The 11,859-nt window shown below is 68.5% G+C and carries 11 protein-coding genes; 7 read left to right on the plus strand and 4 right to left on the minus strand.

Annotated features, from left to right (window positions below; all coding sequences use genetic code 11):
* Both KY501_RS29975 and KY501_RS29980 read right to left on the minus strand, forming a co-directional pair.
* Complete coding sequence (locus KY501_RS29975) at window positions 1–753, minus strand: hypothetical protein (protein WP_224366933.1); 753 nt, start codon at window positions 751–753, stop codon at window positions 1–3.
* Between the two features lie 11 nt (window positions 754–764).
* Window positions 765–3,527, minus strand: coding sequence for a zinc-ribbon domain-containing protein (locus KY501_RS29980; RefSeq protein ID WP_224366935.1), 2,763 nt, complete (start codon window positions 3,525–3,527; stop codon window positions 765–767).
* Window positions 3,528–3,679: 152 nt separating this feature from the next.
* Between KY501_RS29980 and KY501_RS29985 the strand changes: the two genes are divergently transcribed.
* Window positions 3,680–4,357 (plus strand): polyhydroxyalkanoate synthesis regulator DNA-binding domain-containing protein, encoded by a 678-nt coding sequence (locus tag KY501_RS29985; protein ID WP_224366937.1) that lies wholly within the window; start codon window positions 3,680–3,682, stop codon window positions 4,355–4,357.
* Between the two features lie 21 nt (window positions 4,358–4,378).
* Here KY501_RS29985 and KY501_RS29990 read toward each other — a convergent pair whose 3' ends face one another.
* Window positions 4,379–5,179, minus strand: coding sequence for a ParA family protein (locus KY501_RS29990; protein ID WP_224366939.1), 801 nt, complete (start codon window positions 5,177–5,179; stop codon window positions 4,379–4,381).
* A gap of 24 nt (window positions 5,180–5,203) precedes the next feature.
* Window positions 5,204–5,503, minus strand: coding sequence for a phasin family protein (locus tag KY501_RS29995; RefSeq protein WP_224366940.1), 300 nt, complete (start codon window positions 5,501–5,503; stop codon window positions 5,204–5,206).
* Between the two features lie 139 nt (window positions 5,504–5,642).
* Between KY501_RS29995 and KY501_RS30000 the strand changes: the two genes are divergently transcribed.
* The 6 genes from KY501_RS30000 to KY501_RS30025 all read left to right on the plus strand — a co-directional run bounded on the left by KY501_RS30000 (window position 5,643) and on the right by KY501_RS30025 (window position 11,846).
* Window positions 5,643–6,557, plus strand: a complete 915-nt coding sequence (locus tag KY501_RS30000) for an ArsA family ATPase (protein WP_224366942.1) — start codon at window positions 5,643–5,645, stop codon at window positions 6,555–6,557.
* Window positions 6,554–7,672: an ArsA family ATPase gene (locus KY501_RS30005; protein ID WP_224366944.1), complete on the plus strand. Its 1,119-nt coding sequence runs from the start codon at window positions 6,554–6,556 to the stop codon at window positions 7,670–7,672. The genes KY501_RS30000 and KY501_RS30005 overlap by 4 nt, the downstream gene beginning before the upstream one ends.
* Before the next feature lie 172 nt (window positions 7,673–7,844).
* Window positions 7,845–9,002, plus strand: a complete 1,158-nt coding sequence (locus tag KY501_RS30010) for a tetratricopeptide repeat protein (protein ID WP_224366946.1) — start codon at window positions 7,845–7,847, stop codon at window positions 9,000–9,002.
* Between the two features lie 46 nt (window positions 9,003–9,048).
* Window positions 9,049–9,516 (plus strand): hypothetical protein, encoded by a 468-nt coding sequence (locus KY501_RS30015; protein WP_224366948.1) that lies wholly within the window; start codon window positions 9,049–9,051, stop codon window positions 9,514–9,516.
* A gap of 183 nt (window positions 9,517–9,699) precedes the next feature.
* Window positions 9,700–11,037 (plus strand): AAA family ATPase, encoded by a 1,338-nt coding sequence (locus KY501_RS30020; RefSeq protein ID WP_224366950.1) that lies wholly within the window; start codon window positions 9,700–9,702, stop codon window positions 11,035–11,037.
* The gene (locus KY501_RS30025) at window positions 11,034–11,846 is read left to right on the plus strand and encodes an HNH endonuclease (protein WP_224366952.1); all 813 of its coding nucleotides are present in this window, start codon (window positions 11,034–11,036) and stop codon (window positions 11,844–11,846) included. The genes KY501_RS30020 and KY501_RS30025 overlap by 4 nt, the downstream gene beginning before the upstream one ends.
* Window positions 11,847–11,859 lie beyond the last annotated feature (13 nt).

Below are 11,859 nucleotides of genomic sequence, written 5' to 3' on the forward strand. Positions count from 1 at the left end.
CTACCCTCTCAGGGGCCCCTGTTGGAGCAGGCGCGCGGCCTGCTCTCGCAGCGAGGGGTGCACCGAGGAGTCCGCCGCCAGTTCCTCCAAGTCCGTGCTGTTCAGCAGGGGGACGATCTTCGCCCCCACCTCGGGCGGCAGGTACGGGTTGAACACGAGCGCGCGCCGCACCAGGTGGCGCGCCGACCAGCGCGAGGACTTCCAGATCTCCACCAGCGGCTCGGGGCGGGCCGGCCGGCGCGCGGCCATGCGCACCACGAGCGGCTCGGTGAGGCGCGGGTTGAGCAGCGCGTTGCGCACCACCGAGGGGTCGCTCACGATGGCCAGCCGGGCCAGCACATCCGGATCCTTCGTCAGTCGCGCCTGCTGCTTCATGTGCCCCAGCGACTGGGTAAAGGCCTTCGCGTCCGCCTTGGCCGCCGCGCCCGGATCCAGCTCCTGGCGCGCGGGGCCCTCGGCGAACAGGTCCGCCACCGTGGGCAGCACCTGCACCTGCGCCAACCGCCGCAGCTCATCCGCGTAGGGGATCTGCTCCGCCTCCATGGCCAGCGCCGCCACGAAGGCCGACAGCACGTGCGTGGCAGGCTCCCAGCCCGAGCGGGCCAGGGAGATGAGGTGGCTGATCAGCTCGTTGGCGTCGAGCGGATCGTACCGGGCGATCTCTCGCGCCGCCGCCTTGCGGAGGATCTCGCTGCTGCCGCTCAGCCCATGCAGCCGCAGCGCGAGATTTCGAGCCTGTTCCTGGGTCGGCATCGCCAGCCTCCCTACGGCTTGCTCCCCTCCTCGGGAGCCGGCTCCATCGACACCTTGAGCCGGAACGCGCTGAGATCCTGCGGGTACTCGTGGAACATGACGATGAAGGGCGCCTTGCTCCCAGGAGCCACCACCGCGGCGCCCCCATCCAACTTGCCACGCAGGGCCGCCGCCGTCTCCGCGTTGTTGACGGAGTGCAGTTCCTCCGGCGAAGGCATCTGCCCCGCCAGCCCCTCCGTGGACTTCACCCGCTGGTCCCCGTCGTAGAGCGCCGCCAGGACCTTGATGCGCACGGGCTTGGAGCCGCGGTTCTCCACCTCGCCCCGGACGTAGAAGACCGAACCGCCCCCGCGCGTGTCATAGAGCCCGTTGGTGACGTTGTGCGCGAGGAAGTCGCTGGGCGACAGCAGCTCCATCAGGTGCCCGGGCGACAGGGCCGCCGCGTCCACCTTGCCCTCCTTCATGTACACGCCACCCACCGCGGTGAGCGCCAGCAGCAACCCCGCCGCGATGGTGAGGTAGGCCACCTGGCCCGTCACCTGCTGCGCGGCGGTGGGCTTGCGCCGCTCGGGGATGCCCATGTCCGCCGGACGGCCCGCGGGGCGGGCAATGGCCGGAGACGCCAGGGTCGGCACAGGTCTCGCCTCCGCTGGAGCCGACGCCGGCTGCGACGGTAGATCGATCAGCTCGCGCGTCCCCGGCTCACCGAACCCCGCGCCGGGCATCTCCTGCGCACCCCCGTGCTGGGGAATGTCGAGCATCTGCCGGCCCGTGTCGGTCTGGCCGATGGTTTGATGGCTCGTGTCCGTCTGGGTGAGGAAGCCCTCGGACGGGCTCCCCGAGCCGATCATCTGCCGTCCCGTCGTCGTGGGCGAGAAGGAATGCTCCGCCGCCGCGAACGGATCCGGAATCCCCCCGGCCTGCGCCTGTGCCGCGAACGGATCCGACATGCCCGCGGCATTCGCCTGCGCCGCGAACGGATCCGACATGCCCGCAGCATCCGCCTGCGCCGCGAACGGATCCGACATGCCCGCGGCATCCGCCTGCGCCGCGAACGGATCCGGCATGCCCGGCCCGGACGCGGGAGGCGCGAACGGATCCGGCTCGCCGCCCGCTGGCGAGGGAGGCGCGAACGGATCGGGGCCTCCCCCCATCTGGTCATCGCCCACCATCCCGAAGTCCATGGGACCGGGAGGCGTGAAGGCGGGAACCGGAGCGGGTGCCGGCGCCGCCTGCAGCTGAGAATCCGGAGACCCGAAGGAGGGGCCGAACTCATCGGCGGCCGACATCGGAGCCGGAGCGGCGAACGGAGAAGGCGCGGATGCGGCGTGCTCATAGCCACCACCGCTCAAGTCCACGCCCGGTGCGCCGAACGGATCATCCGGGACGGACAAGGGCGAGGGCGCCGCCATGGGCGCGGGTGCCGCCATGGGCGCGGGCTCGGGCTCGGCCCCGAAGCCGAACTCGGGCGAGGGCTCGCTCAGATCGGCATTCGAAGGCCCGAACGGATCGTCCGGAATCGCCGCGGGCGCTGGAGCCGGAGCCGGAGCCGCGGGCGGAAACATCGGAGAGGGCGCCAGCCGAGCCGCGGGAGAGGGAGGCAGACGGCCCGCCGCGGGCGAGGCAGCCTGAGGCCGCCCCATTACTGGCGGAGCTCCCGCGGGAGGCGCAGCCAGCGGCCGTCCCACCGGAGCAGGCGTCGCCACCGGCATCGGAGTCGGCCGGCTCACCGGAGGAGCCACGGGCGGAGCCGCAGGCGGCGCATCCGCGAACATGGCCATGGGATCGAACTCGGGCGCGGGAGCGGGCTCCTGCGCGGGCCCACCCAGGTCCCCGCTCATCGGGCCGAACGGATCGTCATCCGGCGGCTTGAACGAGGGCGTGGGCGCCACGGATCGAGCCGGCGCGGGAGCCGGAGGCGGCGGGGCGCTGACAGGCGGCAGGCCCGGCGGAGGAAAATCCGCCAGCGGAGCCTGGGACCCGCCCGGGGAGTTGGCGAAGAACTCGGTGAACAGGTCCGCCGCCCCAGGCACGGCCGGAGCGGGAGCCGGAGCCGGAGCCAGTACCCCGGGCTTCGTCGTGGGGCGCGCACTGGCCGCGGGAGCCGCGGGCGCGGGGATGGGCGGCTGCGTCTTCGGCCCGGGTGGCTTCTGCAATCCCGTGCCGGGCTTCACCGGCGGGGGCGTGGGCTGGCTCCTGGCGCCCACCGGGGACACGGAGGGCGCCACGCTCGGGATGCCCGTCCGCGAGGGAGACGCATTCGGCCGGAACGACACGGCCCCGGGTCCCGCCGGACCCTGTCCCGCCGCGGGCGTGGCGGGAGGAAGGTCGAACGGCATGGGCGGCAGGGAGGGCACGGGGGGCCGCGCCTCCACGGGCACCTGCACGGGGATGACCCGGGTGGTCTCCTCATACACCTCGGACTGCAGGCCGGTGTCCGGAGAGTTCCACGGGGACGGCGGCAGCCCTGGGGAAGGCGCCGCGCGGCTGGCCTCCACGCCCTCGGCGAAGAAGCTCGGCTTGGTGATGTGGGTTCCCTTGGGCGGCTCGGGAGCTGTCCCAAAGCGCTCGAAGGGATCGAATCCGCCGTCCACCGGCCCGGGAGCGGGCACAGGGGGCAGCGTTCCGGGTCCGCTCTGGGCAGACACCGCCGACTCCCGCGTCACGCGGAAGGTATGGCCACATTTGGTGCAGCGAACCTTGACCCCCTTGTCCGTCACCTTCTCATCGGGGATCTTGAATCGCGTCTGGCACTGCTCGCACTTGACGATCATTCGGTCAGGTCCGGCAGTATAGGCGCCCGGCCCGTCTATCGCGAGCAAGCAACCGACCCAGCTTGCTCCCCCATCCCCCCTTTGCTACAGGGTCGGAGTTTCCTGGCTTCACGCGGAAGGCTCCCCGGACGTGGGCGGAGGAAGTACCGATCATGAGCGAAGCAGAGCAGGCAAGCGCTCCAAGCAGCACCAAGGAGCCGAAGGTCATCAAGCGCTACACCAACCGGAAGCTCTACGACACCGTGGAGAGCCGGTACGTCACTCTCGATGAGATCGCCGCGATGATCAAAGAGGGCGTCGAGGTCCGGATTGTCGACAATCGGACCAAGGAGGATCTCACCTCCGTGACGCTCGCCCAGATCATCTTCGAGGAGGAGAAGAAGAAGAACCAGATGCCGCTGGCGGTGCTGCGGGAGATCATCCGCCACCCGGGCGAGTCCATCACCGGCTTCATCCAGAAGGAGGTGACTCCGCGTGTGGCCTCCATTCGCGAGGAGGCCGAGTCCCGCCTGGACAAGCTGCTGCGCCGGGACGACAAGCGCGAAGAGGGCAAGGAGGGCGCCCCACCGTCCGAGGAGCAGGCAGGCCCGCCGCCCGCCGAGCCGACGGAGCCCTCCGCGAGCCCGAGCCTCAACCCCGCCGAGCTCATCAAGGCCAGCCAGCGCGCCTTCGAGGAATTTCAACGGAAGATCGACGAGCGCGTGAAGCAAGTGGTGGAGGGTCTCACGGGCAACCTACCGGCGCTCGGCCGCGACATGGCCACGCTGACGCAGCGGCTCGAGGAGCTCGAGAAGAAGCTCGACGCCATCGAGCAGCAGAAGAAGTCCTAGCCGCCGGCGAAGGCTGACGGCTCACGCCACCCGAGGCGCCCTCCCCTTCCTGGGGCTGGGCGCGTCGTGGATTTCCTGCGCGATGGCCGCGAGCATCTCCGCGCCGCGGCTGCGCGGGGCGTACTCCCAGATGGTCTTCCCGTGGCTCTGGGCCTCGTCGATCTTCACGTTGAAGCCCAGCGGCATGGCGGCCAGCGAGTCCGGGAAGTAAGCCTTGAGGCGCTCGAGGATGGCGTCCGCCAGGGCCGTCTTCCGGTAGAGCGTGGGCACCACCTTGGTGACGCGCAGGTCCGGCCGGCCCTCGGCCTCGCCGACCTTCTTCACCGTCTCCACCATCTCCGCGCACCCATCCAGCGCCAGGTACGTGAGCGCCACGGGCACCACCACCTCCGTGGCGGCCACGAGGATGTTGCGCGTGGTGAGCCCCATGGAGGGCGGCGCGTCGAACACCAGGGCCTGGTAGCCAGCGGCCTCGGCGGCGGCGAGGCGGTCCGCCAGCCGGTGCGCGCGGCGCGGGTCCTGCGCCACGGCCACCGGGAAGTCGCTCATCTCCTTATAGGAGGGCAACACGCTCAGCCCCTCCACGGCGCAGGGCTGCACCACCTCTTCCAGGCGCACCCCGTCCTCGGTGAGCAGGTGGAAGACGTTGCGCGGCAGGGTGCGGACATCCACGCCCAGGGACTTGCCCGCGTGGCCCTGGGTGTCCAGGTCCACCAGGAGGACGCGGAGCTTCTGCTCCCGGGCGAGCCACGCGGCGGTGTTCACCGCGAGCGTCGTCTTGCCGGTGCCACCCTTCTCGTTGATGAAGGCGATGCGCCGCATGGCAGCTCCTGGGGCCTGGGAGGGCTACTGCTTCTTGCTGCTGGCCAGCGCGTCCACCTTGCTCTCCACGGAGGCGAGCAGCTTCTCCAGGTCATCCACCTTGGCGCGCAGCGTCTCCAGGTCCGCGGTGGAGGGCAGGTTCATGGCCGACAGCGCCGTGCGCAGCGCCGTGTCCAGCGTGCCCTTGGCCGCCAGCGAGCGGGACACCAGCCCCTGCACCATGGCGACGAACTTCTCGTTGGACAGCAGCTGCTGGGCGATCTTGCCAATGCGCTCCTCGCCCGTCTCCACCAGCTTCTTCATCACCGGATTGTCTCTGAGCATGGTCTTGGGTCCTTGAAGGGGGGCTGTCCGGGCCCCCGGCGCGTCGGGAAGAGGACGGCGCACTGTGGGGGCTGCCAACGCGACGTGTCAACTCCCGTTGACAGAGGGCGGAGCCGTCCTTACGGTTCGCCGCTTCCGTATGCCCGGCCTGCTCGACAAGCGCCTCTGGATCGTCTCTGGCAAAGGTGGCGTGGGCAAGAGCACCGTCTCCGCCGCGCTGGCCCTGCGCTCGGCCCGTGCCGGCCGCCGCACCCTGGTATGTGAGGTGAACACCCAGGAGCGCATCACCCGCTTCCTCGAGCACCCTCCGGTGGGGCCCGAGGTGAAGCTCATCGAGGAGAACCTCTGGGCGGTGGACGTGCGCCCCCAGGAGGCCATGCGCGAGTACGCGCTCATGGTGCTGCGCTTCGAGACGCTCTACAAAACCGTCTTCGAGAACCGCCTGGTGCGCTACTTCCTGCGCTTCATCCCCTCGCTAGCGGAGCTGGTGATGCTGGGGAAGATCCTCTACCACCTGCAGGAGACGCTGCCGGACGGCCGGTTCCGCTACGACACGATCGTCCTGGACGCGCCGGCCACCGGGCACGCCATCACCTTCCTCAACGTGCCGCAGGTGCTGCTGCGCACGGTGCCACCCGGCCCCATGGCGCGGGATGCGCTGAAGATGAGGGACTTGCTGGTGGATCCGCAGGTGACGGCGGCGGTGCTGGTGGCCATGCCCGAGGAGCTGCCGGTGAACGAGGCGCTGGAGCTGCACGCGGCGCTGCGGGACATGGTGCGCATCCGCACGCACGCCGCCGTGCTCAACGGCGCCTTCACCGAGCGCTTCTCCGAGGGGGACCTGGAGGCGCTCGCCGGACACCCCGAGCTGCTCCGGGTGGCCAGGTCGCACCATGACCGCGTGTCGCTGGCGGTGCTCGCGGAGACGAAGCTGGAGCGCAACCTGGGCGCGCCCGTGTACACGGTGCCGCGCATCTTCACGCCCACCTTCGGGCGCAAGGCCATCGAGCAGGTGATGGAATACCTCGAGCCGTTGGTGACGGGAGCGAAATGAGCACCACCTCCCTCGGAACCGCGCTGGCGAAGAAGCGCGTGCTGGTGTGCGTGGGCTCGGGCGGCGTGGGGAAGACCACGGTGGCCGCCACGCTGGCGCTGCGTGCGGCGGTGGAGGGCCGCTCCAGCCTGGTGTGCACGATTGATCCGGCGAAGCGGCTGGCCAACTCGCTGGGGCTGTCGGCGCTGGGCAACGCGGAGACGCAGGTGTCCTCGCAGGTGCTGGAGGGGCTGGGCGTGAAGCCCAAGGCCTCCATGCACGCGATGATGCTGGACATGAAGCAGACGTGGGACGAGCTCATCTCCCGGTTCGCCGCGCCCGACCAGCGCGAGCGCATCCTCTCCAACCGCTTCTACCAGTCGCTCTCCACGGTGCTGGCCGGCAGCCAGGAGTACATCGCCCTGGAGAAGCTCTGGGACTTGCGCCGCCGCAGCGCCTACGAGCTCATCGTCCTGGACACGCCGCCCACCGCGCACGCGTTGGACTTCCTGGACGCGCCCAACCGCATCCTGGACTTCCTGGACAACGAGGCGGCGAAGTGGCTGCTCACCCCGGCGCTCAAGGCGGGGAAGATCGGCCTGTCCCTGTTCAACCTCGGCAGCAGCTACGCGACGAAGGCCCTGTCCAAGTTCACTGGAGTGGAGACGCTCCAGGAGCTCTCCGCCTTCATGCTGGCCATCTCCTCCATGAACGAGGGATTCCGCGAGCGGGCCAAGGGCGTGCGTGAGTTGCTGAGGGATCCGCAGACGGGCTTCGTGCTCGTGACGGGCCCCCACCCGGAGCGGCTGGACGAGGTGACGCACTTCCGCACCCTGCTGAAGCAGAACCAGATGGAGGTGCTGGCGCTGGTGGTGAACCGCGTGCACCCCACCCCGCCTCCGTCGCTCTGGGAGGATGCGGCCCGGTTGACGAGCAGCCGCAGCGCCAAGGTGCTCGAGACGCTGGAGGAGCTCAAAGCCCTGGCCGCGCAGGATGCCGCCGCGATTGCCCAGCTCTCGGCCGCCTGCCCGGACGTGCCGTTGATCCAGGTGCCGCGCTTCGACCTGGACGTGCACGATCTCTCCGCGCTGTGGCGCACCGGCCGCTTCCTGCTGGGAGACGAGCAGATCGGCTGAAGGCCGCCCGGCCGCCTGGCGCCTTCTGTGGATTGTTCCACGCTCGGGAGGGCAGCCGGGGAAGCCAGAACGGCCCGCGCGCATTAAGCTGGGAGCCCGAAGGCAACGGAACCCCAGGCCGGGCGGCGCTGTCCTGACAGGGCGTCGGCTCGGAAGGGCCTGGACGGTGAGCATGAGCGAGAGGACGCACATGTCGGGCACATGGCACAGGTGGGTATTGGTGGGTGTGATTGGCCTGATGGGCTGTCGCACGACGGGGACGGCCGTGCGCGAGGACGCGAAGCGGCCGCGGCAGGAGATTCAGTTCGATCCGGTGGAGGTGACGGCGGATCTGGAGCTGGAGAAGCTGAACGACGAGGAGCTGTTCGCGGGAGGTACCTCGGCGTTCGCGGCGAACGACTTCAAGCAGGCGGCGCGGTACTTCGGGCGGCTGGTGGACTTCCACCCGGACAGCCCGCACCGGCGCGAGGCGCTGTACAACGCGGGGCTCTCGCACCAGCGGCTCAAGGAGTGGGAGGAGGCGTACCACCGCTTCTCGGAGCTGGCGGACGCGGAGAAGGGCACCGGGGACGCGCTGGACGCGGCCTTCCGGGTGGCGGAGACGCAGTACCACCTGGAGCGGTACGAGGACGCGGTGAAGGTGCTGTCGGCGATCGCGAACCGGCAGGACGTTCCGGTGGGCCGCCGCATGGAGGCGCGGGTGCAGCAGGGCGTCTGCGAGCTGGAGGGGGGGCGCTCCGAACAGGCCGAGGCCACGCTGCGCAAGGCGTTGAATGAGTACGAGGCGCTGGCGGACAAGGACGAGGTGGAGGACTACTTCCCGGCGCAGGCGCACTTCTTCGTCGGGGAGATCTACCGGCTGCACTACGAGAACGTGAAGCTGGACCCGAACAAGGGCACGGACAAGCTGGCCGAGGACCTGAACTACAAGGCCGAGCTGCTCTTGTCGGCGCAGGGGCACTACCTGCGGTCGATCCGGATCGGGAATGGGTACTGGGCGACGGCGGCGGGGGCGCAGATCGGCGCGATGTACGAGAATTTGTACGATCACATGGTGCACACGCAGGCGCCGCCGGAGCTGAACGCGGAGGAGGCGCAGGTGTACCGGCAGGAGCTGCGCAAGAAGATCCGCGTGCTGCTGACCAAGTCGATCAACATCTACGAGCGGACGCTGGAGGCGGCCGAGCGCATCGGCTCGCAGAGCGCGTTCGTGGACCGGACGCGCGAGAGCCTGCGCAAGGTGCGGGAGTTGCTGCTGGCGGACGCGGACACGGAGGGGGATGCGGCTCCTCCGCCGGAGCCGGAGCCGGAGACCGAGCCTCACTCGTAAGCTCATGGGCCGGCGGAAGGATCAAAACGCTTCGTCGCGTGGGAGCTTGAGTCTCTCCGTCCCTGATGCGCTTCCTGGCTTCATCATTGTGTTGCAGAAGGCCACGGCCCTCTTCGAGGAAGAGGCCAGGGCGCGGCTGACGACGGGACACGCCTCGCTCTTCGAGAGCATCCAACACGCGAAGGACTTCTACGCGCGGGCAGCCCGAGCCAAGGTCCGCACCGTCCGCAAGATGGAGCCCGGAGCGGTCGCCGAGATTGAAGTGACGTCCTGGTTCCAGGGCAAGGTGGTCGACAGCAAGATGGTCTATTTCTTCGAGGGACCGCTGACGGGCCATGACGACTTCCAGCGGATCATCCGGCACCGCTTCACCGAGACCTTCCAGCTCAGGCCGGTGATTCTCCTACCCTACGGCAAGGTGGGTGACCGCTGGAGCGTGTCCGCGCACAGCCGTGACGAGAATCACGACTCCCACGACTACGAGATCAAACAGATCTACTCCGTCGGTAGCTGATCCGCGCGTCAGGTATGCCCAGCCGCAACTGCGCCCTCCGCGAGGAGGTCCAGGTCGCCATGCTTTCCTCTAGGAGAGGGACTGGGCGTGGTGTTTCCTCCTGATGTCACCGCCCTTCCGAAAGCCCCCCGTGATTATGATGTCCACAGGGCACTCGGGTGCTGTTGCCCGACACGGGAAGCCATGTACCTGCTCAACCTCGAGATATCCGGCCTCAAGCTCCTGCGCGACTTCCGTCTCTCGCCGAGGGACGAGCAAGGCCGGCCACGAATGTGGACCGTCCTCATCGGTGAGAACGGGCTGTGCAAGACCAGCATCCTGCAGGCAATTGCGATGGCGGCCAGCGGCTATGTGCGGGCCAATCAGCTCGCGGACGTGCCCTCGCTGCCGGACCGCAGGCGAACCGATGCCGAGCTGAGCATTCGAGCAGATTTTACCTTCAGCGAAGCGCTACACGGGATACGAGAGTACCCAGGGCTCGGGACACGTCCCCCTTCGCCGCCCATCATCACCTCGAGCCTTACCGTTGCCCCCGGACACAACATCCTCAAGGGCTACTCCAGGTATGTCCCCTCCGGTGTACAGGAAGGCTCCGATCCTATCGAGGATGTCCGGTCACTCAACCTGCCACTCTGGTTTGTCGCTGGCTACGGCACCTCCCGCCTGCTGCCACGCCCCCTCTCCAGCGACAAGGCAGAGGATCCCATCCTGAGCCGATTGAACCCCCTCTTCGATCGCGGACGGCTCATCGGAACGGGTTTCGCAGATCTGCTCGAGGATCCTCGTGAGTTCGCACGGACCTTGCGAGCAGCTCTCATCGAGAGCCAACTGCTCCCTCGCGCGACCGATGTCGAGCTCCGAGGGCGTGGTGGCGTGAAGTCAGCAAGCGACCTCGTCGAGAAGCACCGCTTCGAACTCAAGATTGGTGCCGAAAGCTTGAAGCTCCCCGCGACGTGGCTCTCGCAGGGCTACCAGAGCACCATTGCCTGGATTGCGGACATCATCGGCCAGGTGTTCTCGGAAGCTGGGGGCCCTGTCGCCCTCGCTGAAATGGAAGGGCTGGTGCTCATCGATGAGATCGACCTGCACCTCCATCCCAAGTGGCAGCTCGGCCTCATCCCCACGCTCAAGCGCGTCTTTCCGAAGCTCCAGTTCATCGTGACGACCCACTCACCCATGGTTCTCCCGGGGCTGTCCCGAGAGGAGGTCGTCATCCTGCGCCCCGATGATGAAGGCAACGTGGTTGCCCAGGAGAGTCCGGAGACTCCTGCGCTGCTCACGGGGAGCGAAATCTATCGCCTCTTCTTCGGCATCGACCGGCTGCACCCGGCCAACCTCGGCGCGGACCTCCAACGGTACAGCTTTCTCATCGCCGACCCGCTCAGGAGCGATTCCGAGGATGCAGAGATGTACAGGCTCCAGGAACGTCTGGCGAAGGCGGGCGTCGACCCGGGCTGGGAACCGGTCCAGAGAGTGCGGGAGCTTTCGGAGCAGACGGACGGGAGCGAAGAGCCGTCATGATCCGCATCCATCGCGGAGTGGAACCCGCGGCGCTCACGACAGCTCGGGCAAGCGAACTGCCCCGAGTCCAGGCCCTCGCCGCGACGCGCCCCCCCACCCAGGATGACATTGGAGGAAGATACAAGGTTGCCCACGACGCGCTCTGGAACGCGCAGCACTACAAGTGCTGCTACTGCGAAAGCCGGGAGCAATCGAAGCGCAACGACGTCGAGCACTTCCGACCCAAGTCGCAAGCCGACCGGCGCCCTGGTTCTCATGTGGACCATGGCTATTGGTGGCTGGCTTGGACCTGGGAGAACCTCCTCTTCTCGTGCCGCAACTGCAACCAGTACCCTGCCAAATCCGGCAAGTTCCCGCTCGCCGAGGGCAGCGCTGTCCTGCAGCAGAGGCAACTCCCTCCAGGCCAGGAGCGCCCCTTGCTCATCGACCCGGCAGCGGAGTCTGGCATTGAGCACATTCAGTTCGTCTGGATGCCCCATGGCGTCGCCAAGACAGGAAAGTGGCTTCCCAGGCCTCGCAACGGGAGCCGTCGCGGAGCCTGGAGCATCCGGGTCTGCCAGCTCGACAGGCCCGACCTTCTCGATCTGTATGGCCAGCATGTCGAGCAGAACGTCATGCCCATGGTGGAGGACCTTCGCGTAACGATGCGGGGCGGCAGTAATGCCGGCGTGCAGCGCCAGTGGTCACGCACCCTGCTGAGGCTGCTCAACCCGGCCCAGCTCTACATCGGCCTCTCCCACGACGTGCTCGATCACTTCATTCCTGCCGTGGTGCGCAAGAAACATACGCTCGACCTCCGCCTGCCCTGAGCCTCGGACCTTG

Origin of the sequence: Hyalangium versicolor (assembly GCF_020103695.1) — a bacterium.
GTDB lineage: Bacteria > Myxococcota > Myxococcia > Myxococcales > Myxococcaceae > Hyalangium > Hyalangium versicolor.

Coding starts and splice junctions, on each gene's coding strand:
- KY501_RS29975 (WP_224366933.1), bottom strand. CDS start 753: ATGCCGACCCAGGAACAGGCTCGAAATCTCGCGCTGCGGCTGCATGGG.
- KY501_RS29980 (WP_224366935.1), bottom strand. CDS start 3,527: ATGATCGTCAAGTGCGAGCAGTGCCAGACGCGATTCAAGATCCCCGAT.
- KY501_RS29985 (WP_224366937.1), top strand. CDS start 3,680: ATGAGCGAAGCAGAGCAGGCAAGCGCTCCAAGCAGCACCAAGGAGCCG.
- KY501_RS29990 (WP_224366939.1), bottom strand. CDS start 5,179: ATGCGGCGCATCGCCTTCATCAACGAGAAGGGTGGCACCGGCAAGACG.
- KY501_RS29995 (WP_224366940.1), bottom strand. CDS start 5,503: ATGCTCAGAGACAATCCGGTGATGAAGAAGCTGGTGGAGACGGGCGAG.
- KY501_RS30000 (WP_224366942.1), top strand. CDS start 5,643: ATGCCCGGCCTGCTCGACAAGCGCCTCTGGATCGTCTCTGGCAAAGGT.
- KY501_RS30005 (WP_224366944.1), top strand. CDS start 6,554: ATGAGCACCACCTCCCTCGGAACCGCGCTGGCGAAGAAGCGCGTGCTG.
- KY501_RS30010 (WP_224366946.1), top strand. CDS start 7,845: ATGAGCGAGAGGACGCACATGTCGGGCACATGGCACAGGTGGGTATTG.
- KY501_RS30020 (WP_224366950.1), top strand. CDS start 9,700: ATGTACCTGCTCAACCTCGAGATATCCGGCCTCAAGCTCCTGCGCGAC.
- KY501_RS30025 (WP_224366952.1), top strand. CDS start 11,034: ATGATCCGCATCCATCGCGGAGTGGAACCCGCGGCGCTCACGACAGCT.